Raw genomic sequence first — 21093 nt, forward strand, 5'->3', positions numbered from 1 at the left:
CAGCCCACCGGCCTGCCCGGCGAGCCACAGAACCCTGGCGCGCAGGGGACACCGGACGCCGGCCAGAGCCCGGGATTCATGGGCGGCCACTCCGTCCCGAGCGGCCCGCCGGCCCCGCCCGCACCGCTGGGCGGCGCCGCGCCGACCGCCCCGACTCCGGTGGTCCCCCCGGCTCCCGCCCCGCGCCCCCAGGGCCGCCACGCGGCCTCCGGGGCACCCGGCGGCGACGCGGCGGGCGGCCCGTCCCCGACTCCGCCGAACGGCCCCGGAGCGCCGGGCGGAGCAGGCGGACGGCCCGGCGGCCCCGCGTCCGGCGGTCTTCCGGCGTCCGGCGGGCCTCCGCCGCCCGGGCCCGGTGGGTTCCCCGCGTCCGGCGGGCAGGGGGCGCCCGGCGGAGCGCTGCCGAGCGGACCGATGCCGCCCAGAGGGCTTCCGGCCGGTCCCGGCGGTCCCGCTGCGGCCGGTGGTCCGGGCATGTCCGGGATGCCGGGCGGTCAGGCGCCTTCCGGCGGTCCGGGCGGTTTCGGGCCGGGTGGGGCCGGAGCACACGGGCCCGGTATGCCGGGTGGTCCGGGAATGGGCGGAGTCCCCGGCGGTCCCGGCGGTCCCGGCGGTCCTGGTGGGGTGCGGCCTCCGAACGGGCCTGGAATGCCCGGCGCTCCCGGCATGGGTCCCCCTGGAATGGGCGGTGCGCCCGGCATGGGCGCGTCCGGCATGGGCGCGGCTGGGATGGGCGGGGCGGCCGGGTTCGGTGCTGCCGGACGGGCGGCGCCCAAGCCCGGTGTCCGGGAGAAGCTCGCCGAGCTGGGGAAGACCGGGCAGGAGCTCGGTTCGAAGGTGACCGCCAAGTTCCAGGGGAAGGGCGTCCGGGCGGCGAACCGGTCCGGCGGGCCGGGCCCGGCGCGTCCGGGCGGTCCGGGCGGTCCCGGCCCCGGAGGCTTTGGGGGACCCGGTGGACCCGGGGGCCCTGGAGGACCCGGCGGTCCTGGAGGACCCGGCGGTCCCGGACGGCACGGGCTGCCGCCGGCTCCGCAGAAGAAGGGGTTCCTCGGGCACCTGCGGTCCCGGGAAGAGGGATGGCGGCGGTTCATCCCGTCCTGGAAGATCGTGGCCGGCGCCGCCGGGCTCGGCCTCGCGGCGTTCGTCACGCTGATCTGGGTCGCCTACGCGAACACGCCGACGCCCGCGGAACCGACGGTCGCGGGCGTCGAGGACCAGGCGTCGATCTTCTACTACACCGACGGCACCGAGATCGGGCGCATCGGCAAGAAGCGGCAGAGCGTCGAGCTGAAGCAGATCCCGCCGTTCGTCCAGGACGCGGTGCTGGCGGCGGAGAACCGCAGCTTCCGCTCCGACCCCGGGTTCTCGATCACCGGCACGACGCGGGCGGTGTGGAGCAACCTGACCGGCGGTTCGGGCGGCGGCTCCACCATCACGCAGCAGCTGGCGAAGAACTACTACTCCGACCCGAACAACCGGACGGTGAACCGGAAGTTCAAGGAGTTGTTCATCTCCCTGAAGCTCGAGGACAAGTACACCAAGGACGAGATCCTCAAGCTCTACCTGAACACGATCTACTTCGGCCGCGACACCTACGGCGTCCAGGCGGCGTCCCGCGAGTACTTCGGCAAGGACGTCTGGGAGCTGAAGCCCGACCAGGCGGCCGTCCTCGGCGGCATCATCCAGAACCCCAACCGGGACCCGGGCAGCAAGGACAACCAGGCGTGGGTGACCGGGCGGTACCAGTACACGCTCAAGGGCCTGGTCTCGATGGGGAAGCTGAGCGAGGCCGACGCCGCCAAGTACACGCAGCGGCTGCCCAAGATCAGCAAGCCGGGCAGCGACAAGCAGCTGTACGGCAGCCAGCGCGGCTACATGCTGACGCGCGCCATGAAGGAGCTCGACCGGCAGAAGCTCTACCGCAAGGAGCTGACGACCGCGGGCCTGCGCGTCTACACGACGTTCGACCGCAGGCGGATGAAGATGGCCAGGGTGGCGGCGGAGAAGACCGTCCCGCAGGTGAATCCGAAGAAGCTCGCGCGGAAGAAGATCCGCGTCGGGCTCGTGTCGGTGAACTCCGCGAACGGCGAGGTCGTGGCGTTCTACGGCGGGCCGGACTACCTGGACCAGTCGTTCGACAACGTCTGGCAGGGCTCGGCGCAGGCCGGGTCGGCGATGAAGCCGTACGTGCTGGCGACGGCGCTGAAGCAGAACTACAGCCTGAAGAGCCTCGTCGAGGGACGGTCGAAGACGCCGATCGGCCCGGACGGCACCGTGGTGTCGAAGGACGACCCGAACGCCACGATCGTCCCGAACAGCCATGACGTGGGTCCGGCGATCAACCTCATCACCGCGACGCAGGACTCGGTGAACACCGCGTTCATCCAGCTGATGGGCAAGGTCGGCATCCAAGAGGTGATCAAGACCGAAACGGATGCCGGCATCGAGTCCTACCTGCTGAAACCGCACGACTGCTGCCTGAACCTGGCGCTCGGCGTCAACAACATCCGCCCGGTCGAGCAGGCGGCGGGCTACGCGGTGTTCGCCAACGGCGGCGTGTACCACCAGCCGCACGTGATCCGCGTGGTCAAGTACAGCGACAACAAGCGCGTCCGGCTGCGGCCGGACGTCGAGAAGCGCCGGGTGTTCAGCCCGAAGGTCGCGGCGGACGCCACGTACGCCATGCAGCAGGTCATCAAGGGCGGGACGGCGACGGCGGCGGCGCTGCCGGACGGACGCCAGGCGGCCGGCAAGACCGGCACCACCGACCGCAACGTCGCGTCCTGGTTCATCGGGTACGTCCCGCAGGTCTCGACCGCGGTGACGATCTACAACGACGCGACGGGCCCGGACGGCAAGAAGAAGTCGGTGATCCTGCCGCAGATCGGCGAGGTGGAGGGCGGCACGATCCCCGCCCGCATCTGGCGGGCCTACATGTCGAACGCGCTGCAAGGCGTGAACGCGCAGGCGTTCCCGCCGCCCGCGTGGGGCGGGATCGTGCAGAAGTGGGCGAAGCCGCCGAAGAAGAAGGACGACGGCAAGCCGCCGTGGTGCAAGGGCCGGCTGGGCAGGTTCGACCCGCGCTGCCAGGACGACGGCGGCGGCGACACGGGCGATCAGCCGCCCTGCCAGTCGCCCTTCCCGAACGGGAACTGCGACCCGAACAAGCCGCCGACCAACCCGCCGCCCCGGTGGTGGTGCCAGGTCCACCGAGGCGATCCCGCCTGCCGCAACGGAGGCCGCCGCGGCGCCGAGACCGAGAGCCTGGCGCCGCTGCTCCCCTTGACCAGGCCCCCGGAATGAACCCGCGGGGCACCGCCGTCCGAACCGTCCACTGGAAACGTGGGGGTGTGACATGAAGCATGTTCGCCAATTGCCGCACGCCAGCGGCCCCGATCACGTGCGCCCGCCCGGCCGGAGAAAGGGCGGCCCCGCCTCATCGGCCTCGGCTGCCACGGGTGCGCAGTACGCTCGGACGACGCATAGCCGTCCCCCAGTTGATGAGGCCGCGTGAGTAACCCAAGCCGATACGGACCGGACCACGGAGAGAGTTCTGGCCGGCGGGGCTCCCCCCGTCCCGGCTCCGCGGGCATGCCGTCCGGCGGACCGTCCGGTGGACCGCGCGGCGGGCCGTCCGGCTCGCCGCCGCCCCCCGCCAGGACCCCGCGCCCCGGCGGCCGGGCGGGCGGACGGTCCGGCGGGCCCCCGCGCGTGGGTCCCGGCGGCCCCGGCGGCGGACGGCGCCGCGCGGGCGCTCCCGCGAGCTCCCGGTCGGGTCCCGGCGCGCCTCCGCCGCGCCGTGGTCCGGGCGGTCCCGGTGGCCCCGGTGGCCCCGGCGGTCCGGGTGGTCCCGGTGGCCCGGGTGGGCCCGGCGGCCCTGGCGGTCGCGGTCCCGGCGGCGGTCCCGGCGGTTCCGGGGGCGGCGGGGACGGTTTCTGGGGCGACGAGAGCCGTGGAAGGCGCCGCGAGCGGCACGGCGGCGATGCGGACAAGAAGACCGGCTGGCGGCGGTTCGTCCCGTCCTGGAAGATCTCGGTCGCCGTCGCCGGCGTGCTGATCCTCGGCCTGGCGGTGCTCGTCGTCGTCGCCTACTCCAACACCCCGCTCCCGACGAAGGCGCAGCAGGACGCGCTCCGCCAGGAGTCGGTGATCACGTACGCGAACGGCGCGACGCTCGCCCGCATCGGCACCCACCGCGAGGACATCCCGCTCGACAAGGTGCCCGACTTCGTGGTGAACGCGGTGCTCGCCGCGGAGGACCGCAACTTCTACAGCGAGCCCGGCATCTCGCCGACCGGCATCGCGGGCGCGTTCTTCCGCGCCGTGACCGGCGGCGAGGTCGCGGGCGCCTCGACGATCACCCAGCAGCTCGCCCGCAACTACTGGGCGAACCTCAGCCAGGACCGCACGGTCAGCCGCAAGCTCAAGGAAATCCTCATCTCCGTCCGGATGGGCAAGGAGATGGACAAGAAGAAGATCCTTGAGCTGTACCTCAACGTCGTCCCGTTCGGGCGCGACTCGTACGGCGTCCAGGCGGCCTCCCGGGCCTACTTCCACAAGCCCGTCACCGAGATCAACGTCACCCAGGCGGCGATGCTCGCCGCGCTGATCCAGCGGCCCGGCTACTTCGCCACCTACGGCCCGGCGTCCAACCCGGCCAAGCAGGCGCTGATCAACCGGTGGAACTACGTCCTCGACGGCATGGTCGAGAAGAAGTGGCTCGACCCGAACAAGCGCGCGGCGGCGAAGAAGTTCCCGCAGACGCAGAAGGTCTGGAGCGACGCCCCGTCCGACCCGAACGCCGGCTACCTCCAGGCCCGCGTGATCAGCGAGCTGGAGCGGCTCGGCATCGACCGGGAGCGGCTGGCGAGCGGCGGCCTGCGCATCACGACCACGTTCAACAAGGAGCTGCAGGACTACACCAACGTGGTAGTCAAGCAGCTCAAAAAGGAGAACGGCCTCAAGTCGGACATCCAGTTCGGTCTCGCGGCGATCGACCCGAGGACGGGCGGGGTGGTGGCCGCCTACGGCGGTCCCGACTTCCGCAAGCAGCAGTTCGACAACTCCTTCCAGGGCAACGTGCAGCCGGGGTCGTCGTTCAAGCCGATCGTGCTGGCGACCGCCCTCGACCAGGGCATCAGCCTGAAGACGACGATGGACGGCCGCTACAAGCGGACGATCGCCGGTGCGACGTTCACCAACGACAACCGCAGTGAGAACGGCGTCTACAACCTCAAGCAGATGACGGCGATGTCCATCAACACCGCCTATGTCGAGCTGGGGCAGAAGGTCCAGCTGACGAACGTCATCGACATGGCGAAGAAGATGGGCATCCCCAAGACGACCAAGGGGCTCGACCCGACCTTCACGTCGCTGCCGCTCGGCGTCATCGACGCGACCCCGGTCACGATGGCCTCGGTCTACTCGACGTTCGCGGCCGGCGGCAAGCACCGGGACGCGCACGTGATCGCCAAGATCACCGACGCCAAGGGCCACACGATCGTCAACAACGAGAACAAGCCGCTGGACAAGCTGCCCTACGAGAAGCCGACGCAGGCCTTCGACGAGGGCGTCGCGGCGGACGCCACGTCGGCGATGCAGGCGGTCGTCCAGAGCGGCGGTACCGGTACGCGCGCGGCCCTCGGGACCCGCCCGGTCGCCGGCAAGACGGGTACGACGGACGAGAACAAGTCCGCCTGGTTCGTCGGCTACACGCCGGACCTGGTGACGTCCGCGGCGATGTGGCGGCAGGACAAGAAGGGCAACCGCAAGTCGCTGATCGGCGTCGGCAACTACAGCCAGGTCTACGGTGGTACGGTCCCGGCCGACCTCTTCAAGCGCTTCATGCTGAAGGCGCTGGAGGGCAAGGAGATCAAGCAGTTCCCGCCGCCGGTCAACGGCGGCCAGCTGGCCCCGTGGGCGAAGGCGAAGCCGGCTCCGACCCCGTCGACCACGCCGAGCCCGACGAACACGCCGACCTGCCGTCCGGGCCAGCAGAACCAGCCGAACTGCCAGTCGGCCCCGCCGTCGCCGACGAACACGCCGACGACGCCGCCGAACCAGGACGTGCCCTGCAACCGGTTCAACATGCCGCTGGGCTGCAACGCCAACCTTCCGCCCGAGGGCGACAAGGGCTGGTGGTGCGCCAAGCCCGAGCACCGCAACGATCCCGCCTGCCGGAACGAGGAACCCAATCCGGACGGCGCCGGCGCCTGACCGAGCCGGCGTCCGACCCGGGGAAGGCCCGGAACCCGCGGCGGGTTCCGGGCCTTCCGCATCTGATCGCCGGGACGGTCCGAGACGCATAGGCTTGCTGTCCATGTCGTCGTCTTCTGAGAGGCTCGCGATGTCCGCCGGCAGCGACACGGCGGACCGCCCGCGCCCGCCCGGCCGGCTGCTGCGGCTCGCGCCCGTGCTGACGGGCCTCACCGCCCTGGTGTGCCTGCTCGGCTGGCTGCAGAAGCAGCCCTGCGCGTCCGCGGGGTTCGACTTCGTCAAGACGACGACGAACGCCTGCTACACCGACATCTACCCGCTCTACTACGTGCGCGGGCTGAGCGACGGCAAGCTCCCGTACTTCGACTCGTTCACCGGGTCCGACCTCCACTACGTCGAGTACCCGGTGCTCAGCGGCGGATTCATGCAGCTGGTCGCGTGGCTCGTCCAGCCGTTCGGGGTGGACGAGCGCGGCCTCGCGTTCTACAACGTCACCGCGCTGCTGCTCGCCGTCCTCGCGATCGTGGCGGTCCTCGCCACGGCGTACGCGGCCGGGCGGCGCTCGCTGCGCGCCGGGCTGATGGTGGCGCTGTCCCCCGCGCTGCTGCTCACCGCCTACATCAACTGGGACCTGCTCGCCGTCGCGCTGTCCGCGCTGGCGGTCGCCGCCTGGTCGGCGCGCCGCCCGGCGCTCGCGGGCACGCTGCTCGGCCTCGCGATCGCCGCGAAGTTCTACCCGCTGCTGTTCCTCGGCCCGCTCGTGCTGCTGTGCGTCCGCGCGGGGCAGTGGCGTGCGATGGGACGGCTGCTCGCCGGCACCGCCGGGGCCTGGCTGCTCGTCAACCTGCCCGTGATGATCTTCGCGTGGGACGGCTGGAAGGAGTTCTACACCTTCAGCCAGGGACGCGGCATCGACTGGGGATCGATCTTCTTCGTCCTCCAGGACCACGGCCTCCCCGGCCCGGCCGCCGACACCGATCGGCTCAACCTGCTCGGCACCGGGACGTTCCTCGTCCTCGCGGCGGGCATCGCCGTCCTCGCGCTGGCCGCGCCGCGCCGCCCGCGCCTCGCGCAGCTGATGTTCCTGGTGCTGGTCGCGTTCATGCTGCCGAACAAGGTCTGGTCGCCGCAGTACGTGCTGTGGCTGCTGCCGCTCGCGGTGATGGCCCGTCCGAAGCTGCCCGCGTTCATCGTCTGGCAGCTCGGGGAGATCCTCTACTTCTTCGGCATCTGGTGGTTCCTGCTGTCGGTGTCGGCGCAGACCCCCGGGCAGGACCTGTCCGGAACGGTGTCGGCGGTCCTGAGCCTGGACGCGCCCGAGGGCGGCATCAGCCAGGACGTCTACTCGCTGGCCCTGCTCGCCCGGTTCGTGACCGTCCTCGCGCTGGCCGCGCTGGTGGTGTGGGACGTCCTGCGGCCGTCCGGCGACGTCGTCAGGTCGGACGGGGCGGACGATCCGGCGGGCGGCGTCCTCGACGGCGCCGCCGACGTGATCTCCCTGGGACGCTGGCGCGGCGCCCGCCGCACCAGCGTTCCCGTACCGTCCTAGCCGGGGCCCGTCCTCAGTCGCGCAGGGCCTCGACGAACCATTCGAACGAGGGCGTCATCGCAGGCCAGACGGGCCAGCCGTTGATGGTGGCGATCAGCTGCCAGTACCGTTCCGCGCGCCGGTCGGTGCCGATCTCCGTGCGGCGGAGCAGCTCACGCCTGAACCCGGCGTCGTCCGCGACGCCGTAGGCCGCCGCGTAGGCGGCGACCAGCTCGTCGACGATGGGACGGGCCGCGTCCGAACGGGGTTCGATCCCGTCCGCGATCGCCGCCGCGATCTTCTCCCCCGTCAACTGGCCGAGTCGCTCGGCGTCCTCGGGGTAGGCGCCCTTCTCGATGTCGGCGGCCTGGTGCTCGGCCATCCTCCGCACCGCCGCCCGGAACCCCGGGTCGCCGACCAGTTCGGCCAGCTCGACCCAGGCGTCGACCTGCTCGGGCGCGGGGTCGTCGGGCAGTTCCGGCAGCGCGGAGCGCATCTTCGCCTCGAAGCCGGGGTTCACGTCGAGTCCGGCGAACGACTCGTCGATGAAGTCGGTGATGATCCGCCGGCGCTCCTCGTCGGACAGCCGGGCGAGCTTGTGCATGATTTCGATCTCCTCTGGGGTCGATCCGCGTTTCGCCACCGCCCGCAGCACGGCCCGGCGCAGCCGGAGCGTCCGGATCTGCACGTCCAGCGCCTCCGCGTGCGCCGCCGCGACCTCCCCGACCCCGATCTCGCGGTCCAGCACCCGCCGGATCGTGCCGAGGTCGACGCCGAGGTCCCGCAGCGTCCGGACGAGGTCGAGGCGCGCGGCGGCCTCCGCGTCGTACAGCCGGTAGCCGGCTTCGGTACGGCAGGTGGGCGGCACGACACCTTCGTCGGAGTAGAAGCGGATCGTCCGCACCGGCAGGCCGGTGCGGCGCGCCAGTTCCCCGATCGTGTCCATGGTGTCGCCGTCCATGCCCGTCACTCTGGGACCTCCACCCGCTGGAGACTCAAGCCCCGATGGCCGGAATCTGCCCGCTTTGAGGGATTCTGTGCCGAATGCCGGGGAAGTGATCGCGGCGGGCGGGGGTCGCCCCGGCCCTCCGCGGCGAACGGAACGCGGGGACGCGGCAATCCCGGGAGAGGACGTGGACGCGAACCAAGCACTGAACGAACTGCTCGCGGGACGGCTCAAGCCGGGCGTCTACCAGTGGCGGACGCCTCCGGCGCCGGGCGCGATCGGCGACACGAGCTGGACGGACCGGGCCGAGGAGGCCGGCTGGCGCGGCTTCCACCTGGACGGCCGCCGCGCCCGCGACAAGGCCGGGTTCGTGCGGCTGTGCGCGGACGTGTTCGAGGTGCCGGCGCTGGCCGGCGGCGACTGGGACGACCTCGCCCGCTGCCTGGAGGACCTGTCGTGGACGCCCGCGAAGCACGGCTACCTGGTGCTGTACGAGTCGTGGTCGGAACTCGCCGACGCCGACCAGAAGTCGCTGCGGGTCGTCCTCGACGTGTTCGGGGACGCGGTCAAGACCTGGCGCGACACCCCCACGCCCATGACGGTGCTGATGTCGAGCGTGGGTGTGGAGGTGGCGGGCGTCCCCCGGCTCGGCTGACCGGTCCTCGTCCTGGCAGGGCCTTGGCTGGGTCTTGACTGGGGGCGTCCGAACGGTCAGTAGGTGGTGCTGCCGCTGCTCGCCGCGAACATCGCGATCCCGAGGATGTAGAACAGCAGGATGAGCAGCCAGCCCGCGCTGATCAAGTAGCCGAGGATCAGGCCGGTGACGGCCATGCCGTGGCCGCCCTCGCCGGTCCGCTTGATCTGGCTCAGCGACACGTGCCCGAAGATGATCGCCAAGATGGAGGTCACACCGCACGCGAAGAAGCCGATGAGCCCGCACACGAGCGACGCGGTCGCCATCCCGTTCGTCGGCCGGGCGACCGGCATCGAGCCCCCGTAGTAATGGTGCTGCACGGCCGGAGGCTGGGAGTAGGACTGGGCGTAGGGGTCCTGCGCGCCATAGCCGTAGGGGTCGTAAGGGGGCTGTGCCATGTGCATCCCGATCGGTTCGCGCGCCCGCCGCCGGAGAGAACGCTCGTGCGCTGAGGCTGGGTTCCGGATTATGCCAGTGTGACGCGACCTTCGGATTTTGTCGTCCGGCTGGTCACATGCGGATTAGATGCCGCGCAGGCGGCCGGGGTTCCAGAGACGCACCCGACTCTGCTTCGTCAGAGCTTCGAGCGCAACCACGAGATGTCGTCGGCCTGCCCCGCCGCCGGCGTCTCCACCACCACGGGGGCGCCCGCGGCCCTGACCACGCCGAGGATCAGATCCGGCTCGATGCTGCCGCTGCCCAGGTTGGCGTGCCGGTCGGCGCCCGACCCGAACGCGTCCCGGCTGTCGTTGCAGTGCACCAGGTCGACGCGGCCGGTTATGGCCTTGATCCGGTCGACGGCGTCGACGAGCTCCTCGCCCGCCGCGTGCGCGTGGCAGGTGTCGAGGCAGAACCCGAGCTTGGACTCCAGCCCCGGGACGCCGGTCAGCACCTCCCACAGCCGGGCGATCCGGTCGAACGTGCGCGCCATGGCGTTCCCGCCGCCCGCGGTGTTCTCGATGTAGACCGGAATCGGACACTCGATCCGCTCGAACACCTTCCGCCAGTTCTCGAAGCCCGTCTCGGGATCGTCGTCCTTCAGCACGTGCCCGCCGTGCACGATCAGCGCCTTGGCCCCGATGGACGCCGCCGCCTCAAGCTGCTGGGTGAGGTTCTTGCGGCTCGGGATGCGGATCCGGTTGTTCGACGTCGCCACGTTGATCGTGTACGGCGCGTGGACATAGGCGTCCACTCCGGAACCGGCCAGCGCCTCGACGCCCTCCGGCAGGACGGGCTTCTTCCACCCCTGCGGGTCGCCCAGGAAGAACTGGACGACGTCCGCTCCGACCGCGCGGGCGTTGTCGAGCGGGTTGTTCTGATCGACGTGGGCTCCGATGCGCATGCTCCGAGCCTAACCGCGCCCTACGACACCTGGGACGTCGCCGACACCGGCCGCGCGGGATACCGCCCACGCCGGTCGGGGGCGAAAGACAGAGGACGTCGGGAGGTCCGGGGTCAGATGGAGAAGCCTCCGTGGCTGAGGGCGAAGCCGGTGCCGATGAAGGACGCGACCATGCCGATCACGTTCAGCCAGCGCTCGTTGGTCGTCGCCGAGATCATCTGCGAGTAGAGCGCGACCGGCAGGCCGATGACCCCGAGCAGCGCGCCGGGGAAGTGGGTCGCCGGGATCCAGCCGAGGACGAGGGCGGCGATCCCGATGGTGACGGAGGCCACCGCCAGCACGTCCTGCAGCCGATGGGACTCGGATTGGGCCTCGGTACGGACGGACGCCTGCTGCGCGCCGGTCGCCTCCTGCGGCATCGGGATCTCCTCAAGGTCGTACTCCCGCGCGCTCCCGCATGTGGGGCGCATGGTGAACGCGGGACCGGGCGGACCATGTGGGTAAGGAATTCCCACTCTGCGGGGAGATCAACCGGGGCGGGCGGGCGGAAAATGTCCGCGGCACCCGGTACTGTCGAACATGGATTCGAACACCGGCTCGGGTCCGGCCCCCCGAGGGGAAGCGGGGGAGAGCAGGAGGTGCACACCCGTGACGAAAGTGGAGTTCGGGCTCATCGGTGACGCGGAGCTCGTGGAGGAGCTGTCGCTGCTGACGACCCAGACCGCCCGAATGCGCGCCCGCATGGCCGACATCATGGCCGAGCTGGAACGCCGCCGCTGTACCAGACCCGCCCACGCGCGCCCACACCGCTGACCCGCGCCAGCGGACACGGGGCGCTGGCGCTCCGCTCCGGGAACCGGCTCGTAGTCGTTTGCGGGGGGCGACCCCCACACCCCCGCAAGGCGGTACGAGCCGGTCCCCTCCGCTCCGCTGGCGCTCCGCTCCGGGAACCGGCTCGTACGCTGCCGACACTTGGTAGCCTGTACCGGTCTCGCGGCAGGTGCGCCCGGCGATCCGGGGTCCGGCGCCGCCGCGGAGGACGCAAGAGCCCTCCTGTCACGGAGAGACCGTGACCGCATCAGTCCAGAGGAGGTAGGGACACAGCATGCGTCGTTACGAACTCATGACCATCCTCGACCCCGCCATCGACGAGCGCACCGCGAGCGCGGCGCTCGACCCGTTCCTGAAGGTCGTCCGGGACGGCGGCGGCAGCGTCGAGAAGGTCGACGTCTGGGGCCGCAAGCGCCTGGCGTACGAGATCCAGAAGAAGTCCGAAGGCATCTACGCGGTGATCGACCTTTCGGCCGAGCCTGCCACGGTCAAGGAGCTCGACCGGCAGCTCAACCTGAGCGAGTCGATCCTCCGTACCAAGGTCATCCGCCCCGAGGTCCACTGAGCCAGGCTCAGCCCTCACAGCAGCCGGAGCGAGCCCCATGGCAGGCGACACCGTAATCACGATCGTCGGGAACCTCGTCGAGGACCCGAATCTGCGTTTCACCTCGAGTGGCCAGGCGGTCGCTTCCTTCCGCATCGCCTCGACCCCGCGGTTCTTCGACCGCCAGTCGAACGACTGGAAGGACGGCGAGGCCCTGTTCCTGACCTGCAACGTCTGGCGGCAGGCGGCCGAGAACGTCGCCGAGACCCTCCAGCGCGGCATGCGGGTCATCGTGCAGGGACGCCTCAAGCAGCGGTCGTACGAGACCCGCGAGGGTGAGAAGCGCACCGTCTTCGAGATCGAGGTCGACGAGGTCGGCCCGTCGCTGCGCAACGCCACCGCCAAGGTCAACAAGACCCAGCGGCAGGGCGGCGGCGGTGGCGGCGGCTTCGGCGGCGGAGGCGGCGGCGGCCAGGGCGGCGGCGGGTTCGGCGGTGGCGGTGGCGGCGGCCAGGACGGCGGTTTCGGAGGCGGCGGCGGCCAGCAGGGCGGCGGCGGTTTCGGAGGCGGCCAGCAGGGCGGCAACGCTCCCGCGGACCCCTGGGCCACCGGCGGCGGCAGTGGCGGCGGCGGCGGATACTCCGACGACCCGCCGTTCTAGACCGGACGCTCCGGACACTACGGACACGTCGTTCCAGAGCCGTTGCTCCGGCACGACCACACAACATCAAGTACACGTCCATTCCCGCGTGAGCGGGGCTCTCCCAAAGGAGCACCACGATGGCGAAGCCACCTCCCCGCAAGCCAAAGAAGAAGGTTTGCGTTTTCTGCCAGGAGAAGATCTCCTACGTCGACTACAAGGACACGGGCCTGCTGCGGAAGTTCATCTCCGACCGCGGCAAGATCCGTGCTCGGCGGGTGACCGGCAACTGCACCCAGCACCAGCGGGACGTCGCCACGGCGATCAAGAACGCCCGCGAAATGGCGCTGCTGCCGTACACCAGCACCGCGCGCTGAGGCCGGGGGTAACGAACATGAAGCTCATCCTGACCCAGCAGGTCTCCGGGCTCGGCGAGCCCGGCGACATCATCGAGGTCCGCGACGGCTACGGCCGCAACTACCTCGTGCCCCGCGGATTCGCCATCAAGTGGACCCGCGGCGCCGAGAAGGAGATCCACTCCATCAAGAAGGCGCGTTCGGCTCGCGAGATCGCGACCGTCGAGCACGCCAAGGAGGTCGCCGACCGGCTCGGCGGCCTGCGCGTCACGCTGCGCACCCGCACCGGCAGCAACGGCCGCCTGTTCGGCGCCGTGACCGCCGCCGACATCGCCGAGGCGGTCCGCGCCGCCGACGGCCCCGACCTGGACCGCCGCCGCATCGAGATCGGCAACCCGATCAAGACCGTCGGCACCCACCGGGTCAGCGTGCGCCTGCACAGCGACGTCAACGCCACGATCGACGTCAACGTCGTCGAGGACTGACACTCGCGTCCGCCGAACGGCCCCCGCCCCGCCAGGGCTGGGGGCCGTTCCGCGTCTTCCCGCCTTCCCGACCCCCGCCGGGACGGCATGCGGCTTTTGATCCCGCAATCTCTTCCACAAGAGCAGGGCGATGGGCGCCCAAACCAAGGGCTCGCACACTGGGTTTCTTGTGAAACGTCCCTGAACCGCCCTGTGTTTGGGTGATCAACTCAGCGGCCATGACGTCCCGTGATCAGTTGATCACCCGGACGAAGGGGGACGGTGTTGATCGCGCATTCGGGGGACGGCGCGGACGGCAGGGGGCGGCACGGCACACCGGTGACACGCCGGTCGGTCATCGGCGGCGTCGCCGGGGCGGGCCTGCTGGAGATGCTGGCCATGGCGTCGCCCCTCCAGCACGGGGCCATGGCGGACGAGCCGTCCGCGGGCGGCGGCGAACGGGTCATGTTCACGGCGGAGGCCCCGCACGTCTATACGCGTGCGCAGTGGAGGGCGAGAGCGCCCAGGCGGCCGGCGAAGGTCAGGAATCGGGCGCCGGACCACATCATCGTCCACCACACGGCCACGGCGAACTCCGGCGACCTTTCGCTCGCCCACGCGTTCGCGCTGTCCCGGACCATCCAGCACATCCACATGGACAAGAACGGCTGGGACGACGCCGGTCAGCAGCTCACCATCAGCCGGGGCGGCATCGTGATGGAGGGCCGCAACCGCAGCCTGAAGGCGATCCGGGCCGGCGACCTCGCGGTCGGCGCGCAGGTCCTGCACCACAACAGCCACACGATCGGCATCGAGAACGAGGGGACGTACATGACGCGCGCGGTCCCCGGCAGCCTGTGGAACTCGCTGCTGGAGGTGTGCGTGTGGCTGTGCCAGGAGTACAAGCTGGATCCGGCCAAGGCCATCATCGGGCACCGCGACTACAACAAGACGTCGTGTCCGGGCGACAGGCTGTACGCGCGCCTGCCCGAGCTTCGCAGGGCGGTCGCCGACCGTCTGGAGGGCTCCCCGAGTTCGAGCCCGAACCAGGGCAACGCGACCGGCGACCCGGATCCGGGCCTGCCGCTGCTTCCTTCGCTCGATCTGCCCTGAGCCGGTCGTCGTTGAGCGCCGTCAGGGGCGCGTCCCCACGGGGGTGGAGCCGTGGCCGGCCTCGCGCCGTCCGGAATCCGCGAATCGCACCCGCACCGGAGGTCACTCCCGCTACTATTCGAACATGTGTTCCACGCATGGTGAGCGGATGGCCCGGCTGACGCAGGCGATCGACGACCTGGCGGCCGAGGGCCTGTCCGGGCTGCCCCCGGAGACCCTCGTGGAACGGGTGGCGGGCATCTGGTCCCTGGTCGAGGGCATCGACCCGGAGATCGCCCGCCGCCGCACCCGGTACACGACGCCCGACACATGAGCGGGGCGCGAGCGTCCGGTCAGCGGACGGCGCCGGTGACCAGCCAGCGGTCGCCGCGGGCGCGCAGGCCCAGGGTGAGCATGCGGGTCAGCATCCACAGGCCGATCGCGGCCCAGAGCCCGACGAGGCCGGCGTCCACCCGGTACAGGACGATCGCCGCGGGCAGGAAGACGGCCGTCGCGACCAGCGTCGTCACCGCCAGGTAGCGGCCGTCCCCGGCCCCGATCAGGATGCCGTCCAGGACGAACACCACGCCCGCGACCGGCTGCAGCACCGCGACGACGAGCAGCGAGGCGAGCAGCAGGCGGCGGACGTCGCCGTCCGAGCTGAACAGGTCGGGCAGCCACGGGCGCACCACGAGGATGACCAGGCCGAACGCGATGCCGCAGCCGATGCCCCACCAGATCATCCGGCGCGTGACGGCGCGCGTGCCCGGGATGTCGGACGCGCCCAGGTAGCGTCCGGTGATGGCCTGCCCGGCGATCGCGATGGCGTCGAGCGCGAACGCCAGCAGCGTCCACACCTGGAATCCGACCTGGTAGGCGGCGATCTCCGGGTCCCCCATCCGGGCGGCGATCGACGTTCCGACGATGAGGACGACGCGGAGCGCGGCCGTCCGGACCAGGAGGCCGAAGCCCGCCGTGGCGGACGTCCGCAACCCGTCCAGATCGGGACGGACCGGGGTCCCGTGCCGGCGCGCCGCCCGCAGCACGACGGCCGCGTAGACGGCGGCGCTGCCCGTCTGCGCGAGGACGGTGCCCCAGGCCGAGCCGGCGATCCCCCACTCCAGCACGATCACGAACACCGCGTTGAGCAGCAGGTTCACCGAGAACCCGCCGATGGCGACGAGGAGCGGCGTGCGGGTGTCCTGGAGGCCGCGCAGAACGCCGGTGCCGGCGAGGACGAGCAGCATCGACGGGATGCCGAACAGGCTCACCCTGAGGTAGGTCTCGGCGTACGGGGTCACGGCGGGGGACGCGCCGAACGCGTCCACGATCCACGGGACCAGCGGCCAGCCGGCGACGATCAGCACCGCGCCGATGGCGACCGCGAGCCACATCCCGTCGATGCCCTGCCTGATCGCGGCCCGCGTGTTCCCGGCGCCGATCTGCCGCGCGACCCCGGCGGTCGTCCCGTACGCGAGGAACACGCACAGGTAGACCAGCGTGCTGAGCGCCTGGCCGGCGACTCCGAGCCCGCCCAGCTGCGCGGTGCCGAGATGCCCGACGATCGCCGAGTCCGACAGCAGGAACAGGGGTTCGGCGACGAGCGCGCCGAAGGCCGGCACGGCCAGGCGCAGGATCTCGCGGTCGTGCGCGGTCGCGAGTCGCCGGGAAGTCGTCACCGCGCCGAGGCTACCACCGGTGTAACTTTTCTAAGAACTTCAAGCCTTACATGACGATGCCCGGCCGACTTTCTTTCCCGCACAACCGGTGGACGACGTTATTGCAGGTCAGCGCGCCAATGTGGGAGTCGTCCACGGAGAATCCACAAAGTTTTCCACAGGTCGTGCACAACTGGCACGGCGTGTCTGCACAGGGACTCCACAGGCTTGTCCACAGGCGGCTTTGCTCAGGGGCGCGGGGGCTCGGGAGAATGTCCGACGCGTCAGGTAGACGTGAGACGAACGGTCGGCGATGGGCGGACGGGGCGCCGGCGACCGAGACGAAGGGGGTGCACGGTGAGCGTGGCCGACATCGGACCACAGGAGCACGAGTTCGAACGCACCCCGCCGCACGACATCTCGGCCGAGCAGGGCGTGCTCGGCGGCATGCTGCTCTCCCCGGACGCCATCGCCGAGGTCGTCGAACTGCTGCGCACCCCCGACTTCTACCGCCCCGCGCACCAGATCATCTACGACGTCGTCCTCGACCTCTACGGCCGCGGCGACCCCGCCGACGCGGTCACCGTCGCCGGCGAGCTCACCAAGAACGGCGAGATCGCCCGCATCGGCGGCGCCCCCTACCTGCACACTCTGATCTCCCTGGTGCCCACGGCGGCCAACGCCGGGTACTACGCGAAGATCGTCCACGAACGCGCGATCCTGCGCCGGCTCGTCGAGGCCGGCACCCGCATCGTCCAGATGGGCTACGCCGCCGACGGCGCCGACGCCGACGAGGTCCTCGACCGCGCGCAGGCCGAGGTCTTCGCGATCGCCGAGAAGCGCGCCGGCGAGGACTACGTCGCCCTGTCGGAGATCATGCCCGGCGCCCTGGACGAGATCGAGGCCATCGGCAGCCGCGGCGGCCAGATGGTCGGCTGCCCGACCGGTTTCGCCGACCTCGACGCCCTCACCAACGGCCTCCACCCCGGCCAGATGATCGTTGTCGCCGCCCGTCCCGCCATGGGGAAGGCGCTCGGGCTCGGCACGCCGCTGCCGACCCCCGCAGGGTGGACGACGATGGGCGAGGTGGAGGTCGGCGACCACCTGATCGGGGCCGATGGCAGGCCCACCCGTGTCGTCGCCGCGACCGACGTGATGCACGATCGCCCCTGCTACGAGGTCGAGTTCTCCGACGGCGAGGTCATCGTCGCCGACGCCCAGCACCAGTGGCGCATCACGCCCTCCTCCGGCCAGGCCGCGTCCCACCACTTGGGGCAGCGAGGCAGGGCCGAGCCGGGGATGAGCAGTGGCCCGCGCGCAGACGAGATCGGGTCCGGTGAGGAAGCCCGCGCCAGAGCAGCCGATCCGGATGGCGTCGGGGATGCCGAGTTCTCCTTGACCAGGCCCGTCCACTCGGCGGCGACAGGGAGCGCCCAGCGGGGCGGGCGTTATGCCCTGCGTGTGGACGTGGCGCGCCGGGGGTCCGGCCGGCGATGCCCCGGCCAGTTCGGCCGGGTCGGCGCCGAACGGCCGGGGGGCCGCCGTCACGGCGTCGTGAACCTCGCGCCGCAGGCCGTTCGGGCGACGCCCACTCCGTCCGCCGACCGGCCCGGGATCACGACGACCGAGGAGATCTTCGCGAGCCTGCGCGGCCAGGGGGGCTCCGTCCACGCCGTGGAGGTCGCCGCCGCCTTCGACCTGCCCGAGGCCGATCTACCCGTCGACCCCTATGTCCTCGGCGTGTGGCTCGGCGCCGGAGAGGACGGAGACGGCAGTATCACCTGCCTGGACGGCGAGGTCATCACCCAGATCGTCGCGACGGGGCAAGAGGTCGTCCCGGAGCCGATCCCCGGCTGCTACCTGCTGCCGGGGCTGCGCCGCCACCTCGGCTCGCTCGGTCTGCTGGAGGGCAGGCACGTCCCGTCGCGCTACCTGCGGGCATCCGCGGCGCAGCGCCGCGCCCTGCTGGCGGGGCTGCTCGACGTCGGCGGGCACGTGTCCGCGGAGGGGCGCGTCGACCTGGTCTTCTCCGCTCCGCGGCTCGCCGAGGGGGTGCGCGAACTCGTCCTCGGCCTCGGCCATCACGCCGAGCGGCCCGGTCCCGCCATCGAGGGCGCGCACGAGATCGGCTTCACGCCCGCCGGGACGGTGTTCCGGTCGCCGCGCAAAGCGGCCCGGCAGCGCACGGGTGCGCCTCCGGAGGCGCTGGTCCGCCACATCGTGGATGTGCGGCCCGTCGAGAGCGTGCCGGTGCGGTGCGTCCAGGTCGACAACGACGACCACATGTACCTGGCGGGGCGGTCCTGCGTCCCGACGCACAACTCGACGCTCGCGCTCGACTTCGCCCGCGCGGCGTCCATCAAGCACGGTCTGACCTCGGCGTTCTTCAGCCTGGAGATGGGCCGCAACGAGATCACGATGCGGCTGCTGTCCGCCGAGGCGCGGGTGGCGCTGCACGCGATGCGCTCCGGCACCATGCAGGACGAGGACTGGACGCGCCTCGCCCGCCGCATGAGCGAGGTCGCCGAGGCGCCGCTGTTCATCGACGACTCGCCCAACATGTCGATGATGGAGATCCGCGCGAAGTGCCGGCGTCTCAAGCAGCAGCACGACCTGCGGCTCGTCATCATCGACTACCTGCAGCTGATGACGTCCGGCAAGCGCGTGGAGAGCCGCCAGGTCGAGGTCTCGGAGTTCTCCCGCTCCCTGAAGCTCCTCGCCAAGGAACTGGGCGTCCCGGTCATCGCGCTGTCGCAGCTCAACCGAGGCCCCGAGCAGCGAACCGACAAGAAGCCCATGGTGTCCGACCTGCGCGAATCGGGATCGATCGAGCAGGACGCGGACATGGTGATCCTGCTGCATCGTGAGGATGCTTACGAGAAGGAGTCGCCGCGTGCGGGTGAGGCCGACCTGATCGTCGCCAAGCACCGCAACGGCCCGACCGCCACCGTCACCGTCGCGTTCCAGGGGCACTACAGCCGCTTCGTCGACATGGCCCAGTAGCCGTCCGGCGCCTCAGCGGGGGCTGTGGGTGGTGCGGCGGGTGAGGATGGCGAGGGCCTGTTCGCACCAGCGGAGGTTCTCGCGTTCGAAGGCCAGGCCGCGCATGAGGGTGAGGTAGGGGCCGATGCGGCCGGCGGTGGCGAGGTGCTCGTCCTCGGTGCGGCCGTCCAGGATGCGGGCGCGGAGGCGCTCGAAGCGGGCGATCTTGGATTCGGCCCAGGTCATGCGTTCGCGGATGGCGTTCATGACCGCCCGGGTGTCGCCCGCGTCCACGGCCTGCACCTGGACCATGAGCTCTTCGCGGATCGCGCCGGGACGCGGCGGGGTGGCGGTGAAGTCGTGGAGGGCGCGGCGGCCTGCGGTGGTGAGGGAGAAGAGGCGCTTGTTGGGGCGGCGCTCCTGCTGGACGACGCGTGCGCGGATCAGGCCCTCGACCGCCATCTTGTCCAGTTCCCGGTAGAGCTGCTGCGGAGTGGCCATCCAGAAGTTGGCGACCCCGGCGTCGAAGCTCTTCGCCAGGTCGTATCCCGAGGCCTCGCCCTCCAGGAGCGTGGCCAGGACCGCGTTGCGCAGCGACATGGCTCCGAGCGTAGCGGCGGTGTTGGGTGCTTCCGCCATTAATCAACTTTGTGACTATCCGCACGTCGCGTCTCCCTGGACGAGCGGCCGAGGCCCCGCCTAGTGTCATTCGCACCTAGTCAACAAGTTTCCTATCGGGGGAGCTCCCATGCATCCGTTCCGACGTGCCGTGGAGGCCGGCGACGTCTCGGCCCTGGAGGCGCTGTTCGCCGAGGACGCCGTGTTCACGAGCCCGGTGGTGTTCAAGCCCTACGCGGGAAAGGCGATCACCGCCGCGATCGTGCGGGGCGCGGCGCGGGTCTTCCAGGACATCCACTACGTGCGGGAGATCGTCGGTGCGGACGGCCGCGACCACGCGCTCATGTTCAAGGCGACGGTGAACGGGCTCCAGGTGCACGGGTGCGACTTCCTGCACCTCGACGAGGACGGCCTGATCGACGACCTCACCGTCATGGTGCGTCCGCTCTCGGCCGCCAAGGCGCTCGCCGAGGCGATGGGCGCGGAGTTCGACCAGATCGAGCGCGAGGCCACCGCCGCGCAGACTCGGGTGACGGAGCCGCAGTAGGCCCGCGCGGCGGCTCGCCCGTGTTCTTCCGCAACCCCGGCCCCCGTCGGACTAGCGGCCTCTTCTCACCATTGTCGCTGCGTGGTCGCCTTACCGCCGGTCACCAGGGTCGCCGGCGGGACGTCGTCGGCCACGATCGCGCCGGCGGCGACCACCGAGTCGCGGCCGATGCCGACGCCGGGCAGGATCGTGGCGCCGGCGCCGATCCACACGTTCTCCGCCACGTCGATGGGCCCGCCGGTCAGCCACTCGCGTCGCTCCCCGGGATCGACCGGATGGCCGACGGTGATGAACGTGGCCTTCGGCCCGACCATGACGCGCTCGCCGAGCCGGATGCCCGCGTAGTCCAGGAACGTGCAGTTCTGGTTGATGAACACGCGCTCCGCGAGGTCCAGGTGAAGGCCGTGGTCGGTGTAGAAGGGCGGATAGATCGTGACTCTCCCCGGCAGCGGCCTGCCGAGAATCCGCTCGAACAGGCGGGCCTTGCCCGCTTCGTCGTCGAAGGGCAGGACGTTCAGGCGGGAGGTGAGTTCGGTGGTCCGCAGAACCCGCTCGGACATGGCCTGGAATTCGGCGCTGTGAATGCGCATGAGACGGTCGCTGTACACGCCGCGATCCTTTCTGTGTACTGAGCG

The 21093-nt window shown here is 71.0% G+C and carries 20 protein-coding genes; 13 read left to right on the top strand and 7 right to left on the bottom strand.

Translation table 11 applies throughout. The features are described from left to right. Positions 1-666 precede the first annotated feature (666 nt). The 3 genes from ACA511_RS02425 to ACA511_RS02435 all read left to right on the top strand — a co-directional run bounded on the left by ACA511_RS02425 (position 667) and on the right by ACA511_RS02435 (position 7765). Entirely contained in the window at positions 667-3303 is a 2637-nt protein-coding gene (locus ACA511_RS02425) for a transglycosylase domain-containing protein (RefSeq protein WP_375022349.1), read from the top strand. A gap of 747 nt (positions 3304-4050) precedes the next feature. Next, positions 4051-6216: a transglycosylase domain-containing protein gene (locus ACA511_RS02430; RefSeq protein WP_375022350.1), complete on the top strand. Its 2166-nt coding sequence runs from the start codon at positions 4051-4053 to the stop codon at positions 6214-6216. Positions 6217-6319: 103 nt separating this feature from the next. Then, positions 6320-7765 carry a glycosyltransferase family 87 protein gene (locus tag ACA511_RS02435; protein WP_375022351.1) on the top strand — a complete coding sequence of 482 codons (1446 nt, stop codon included), beginning with the start codon at positions 6320-6322 and terminating at the stop codon, positions 7763-7765. Between the two features lie 13 nt (positions 7766-7778). Here ACA511_RS02435 and ACA511_RS02440 read toward each other — a convergent pair whose 3' ends face one another. Beyond that, a complete protein-coding gene (locus ACA511_RS02440) occupies positions 7779-8705 on the bottom strand; it encodes a MerR family transcriptional regulator (protein ID WP_375022352.1) in 927 nt (308 codons plus the stop codon). Positions 8706-8877: 172 nt separating this feature from the next. Between ACA511_RS02440 and ACA511_RS02445 the strand changes: the two genes are divergently transcribed. Further along, entirely contained in the window at positions 8878-9345 is a 468-nt protein-coding gene (locus ACA511_RS02445; RefSeq protein WP_375022353.1) for a barstar family protein, read from the top strand. 56 nt (positions 9346-9401) lie between these two features. Here ACA511_RS02445 and ACA511_RS02450 read toward each other — a convergent pair whose 3' ends face one another. From ACA511_RS02450 to ACA511_RS02460, 3 genes are all read right to left on the bottom strand, one after another. Continuing rightward, positions 9402-9782, bottom strand: coding sequence for a DUF4190 domain-containing protein (locus tag ACA511_RS02450; RefSeq protein WP_375022354.1), 381 nt, complete (start codon positions 9780-9782; stop codon positions 9402-9404). Between the two features lie 176 nt (positions 9783-9958). Beyond that, on the bottom strand, positions 9959-10726 hold the full coding sequence (locus tag ACA511_RS02455) for a deoxyribonuclease IV (protein ID WP_375022355.1): 768 nt from the start codon (positions 10724-10726) through the stop codon (positions 9959-9961). Between the two features lie 113 nt (positions 10727-10839). Continuing rightward, complete coding sequence (locus tag ACA511_RS02460; RefSeq protein WP_375022356.1) at positions 10840-11145, bottom strand: hypothetical protein; 306 nt, start codon at positions 11143-11145, stop codon at positions 10840-10842. 229 nt (positions 11146-11374) lie between these two features. On the opposite strand from ACA511_RS02460, the gene ACA511_RS02465 reads away from it, so the two are divergent. The 7 genes from ACA511_RS02465 to ACA511_RS02495 all read left to right on the top strand — a co-directional run bounded on the left by ACA511_RS02465 (position 11375) and on the right by ACA511_RS02495 (position 14987). Further along, positions 11375-11539, top strand: a complete 165-nt coding sequence (locus ACA511_RS02465) for a hypothetical protein (protein WP_375022357.1) — start codon at positions 11375-11377, stop codon at positions 11537-11539. Positions 11540-11831: 292 nt separating this feature from the next. After that, entirely contained in the window at positions 11832-12122 is a 291-nt protein-coding gene (gene rpsF, locus ACA511_RS02470; protein WP_371950116.1) for a 30S ribosomal protein S6, read from the top strand. Between the two features lie 37 nt (positions 12123-12159). Continuing rightward, positions 12160-12762, top strand: coding sequence for a single-stranded DNA-binding protein (locus ACA511_RS02475; protein WP_375022358.1), 603 nt, complete (start codon positions 12160-12162; stop codon positions 12760-12762). Positions 12763-12881: 119 nt separating this feature from the next. Further along, positions 12882-13118: a 30S ribosomal protein S18 gene (gene rpsR, locus ACA511_RS02480; RefSeq protein ID WP_019631633.1), complete on the top strand. Its 237-nt coding sequence runs from the start codon at positions 12882-12884 to the stop codon at positions 13116-13118. Between the two features lie 17 nt (positions 13119-13135). Next, positions 13136-13582: a 50S ribosomal protein L9 gene (gene rplI / locus ACA511_RS02485; RefSeq protein WP_375022359.1), complete on the top strand. Its 447-nt coding sequence runs from the start codon at positions 13136-13138 to the stop codon at positions 13580-13582. A gap of 264 nt (positions 13583-13846) precedes the next feature. Continuing rightward, positions 13847-14674, top strand: coding sequence for a peptidoglycan recognition family protein (locus ACA511_RS02490; RefSeq protein WP_375022360.1), 828 nt, complete (start codon positions 13847-13849; stop codon positions 14672-14674). A gap of 124 nt (positions 14675-14798) precedes the next feature. Continuing rightward, on the top strand, positions 14799-14987 hold the full coding sequence (locus tag ACA511_RS02495) for a hypothetical protein (RefSeq protein WP_375022361.1): 189 nt from the start codon (positions 14799-14801) through the stop codon (positions 14985-14987). Between the two features lie 19 nt (positions 14988-15006). Here ACA511_RS02495 and ACA511_RS02500 read toward each other — a convergent pair whose 3' ends face one another. Then, on the bottom strand, positions 15007-16332 hold the full coding sequence (locus ACA511_RS02500) for an MATE family efflux transporter (RefSeq protein ID WP_375022362.1): 1326 nt from the start codon (positions 16330-16332) through the stop codon (positions 15007-15009). Positions 16333-16668: 336 nt separating this feature from the next. Between ACA511_RS02500 and dnaB the strand changes: the two genes are divergently transcribed. Further along, positions 16669-19314: a replicative DNA helicase gene (gene dnaB, locus ACA511_RS02505; protein WP_375022363.1), complete on the top strand. Its 2646-nt coding sequence runs from the start codon at positions 16669-16671 to the stop codon at positions 19312-19314. A 12-nt stretch (positions 19315-19326) separates the two neighbouring features. Here the strand turns inward: dnaB and ACA511_RS02510 are convergent, their stop codons facing one another. Then, positions 19327-19893 carry a PadR family transcriptional regulator gene (locus ACA511_RS02510; protein ID WP_375022364.1) on the bottom strand — a complete coding sequence of 189 codons (567 nt, stop codon included), beginning with the start codon at positions 19891-19893 and terminating at the stop codon, positions 19327-19329. Positions 19894-20041: 148 nt separating this feature from the next. Between ACA511_RS02510 and ACA511_RS02515 the strand changes: the two genes are divergently transcribed. Beyond that, a complete protein-coding gene (locus tag ACA511_RS02515; RefSeq protein ID WP_375022365.1) occupies positions 20042-20458 on the top strand; it encodes a nuclear transport factor 2 family protein in 417 nt (138 codons plus the stop codon). Positions 20459-20523: 65 nt separating this feature from the next. Here the strand turns inward: ACA511_RS02515 and ACA511_RS02520 are convergent, their stop codons facing one another. After that, positions 20524-21066, bottom strand: a complete 543-nt coding sequence (locus ACA511_RS02520; RefSeq protein ID WP_375022366.1) for a sugar O-acetyltransferase — start codon at positions 21064-21066, stop codon at positions 20524-20526. Between the last annotated feature and the right edge of the window lie 27 nt (positions 21067-21093).

Source organism: Actinomadura sp. GTD37, assembly GCF_041951365.1.
Taxonomy (GTDB): Bacteria; Actinomycetota; Actinomycetes; order Streptosporangiales; family Streptosporangiaceae; genus Spirillospora.

Bases quoted from the DNA above. Each gene is read 5' to 3' on its own strand.
- ACA511_RS02425 (WP_375022349.1), top strand. From the start codon at position 667: ATGGGTCCCCCTGGAATGGGCGGTGCGCCCGGCATGGGCGCGTCCGGC.
- ACA511_RS02435 (WP_375022351.1), top strand. From the start codon at position 6,320: ATGTCGTCGTCTTCTGAGAGGCTCGCGATGTCCGCCGGCAGCGACACG.
- ACA511_RS02440 (WP_375022352.1), bottom strand. From the start codon at position 8,705: ATGGACGGCGACACCATGGACACGATCGGGGAACTGGCGCGCCGCACC.
- ACA511_RS02450 (WP_375022354.1), bottom strand. From the start codon at position 9,782: ATGGCACAGCCCCCTTACGACCCCTACGGCTATGGCGCGCAGGACCCC.
- ACA511_RS02455 (WP_375022355.1), bottom strand. From the start codon at position 10,726: ATGCGCATCGGAGCCCACGTCGATCAGAACAACCCGCTCGACAACGCC.
- ACA511_RS02460 (WP_375022356.1), bottom strand. From the start codon at position 11,145: ATGCCGCAGGAGGCGACCGGCGCGCAGCAGGCGTCCGTCCGTACCGAG.
- rpsF (WP_371950116.1), top strand. From the start codon at position 11,832: ATGCGTCGTTACGAACTCATGACCATCCTCGACCCCGCCATCGACGAG.
- ACA511_RS02475 (WP_375022358.1), top strand. From the start codon at position 12,160: ATGGCAGGCGACACCGTAATCACGATCGTCGGGAACCTCGTCGAGGAC.
- rpsR (WP_019631633.1), top strand. From the start codon at position 12,882: ATGGCGAAGCCACCTCCCCGCAAGCCAAAGAAGAAGGTTTGCGTTTTC.
- rplI (WP_375022359.1), top strand. From the start codon at position 13,136: ATGAAGCTCATCCTGACCCAGCAGGTCTCCGGGCTCGGCGAGCCCGGC.
- ACA511_RS02495 (WP_375022361.1), top strand. From the start codon at position 14,799: ATGTGTTCCACGCATGGTGAGCGGATGGCCCGGCTGACGCAGGCGATC.
- ACA511_RS02510 (WP_375022364.1), bottom strand. From the start codon at position 19,893: ATGTCGCTGCGCAACGCGGTCCTGGCCACGCTCCTGGAGGGCGAGGCC.
- ACA511_RS02515 (WP_375022365.1), top strand. From the start codon at position 20,042: ATGCATCCGTTCCGACGTGCCGTGGAGGCCGGCGACGTCTCGGCCCTG.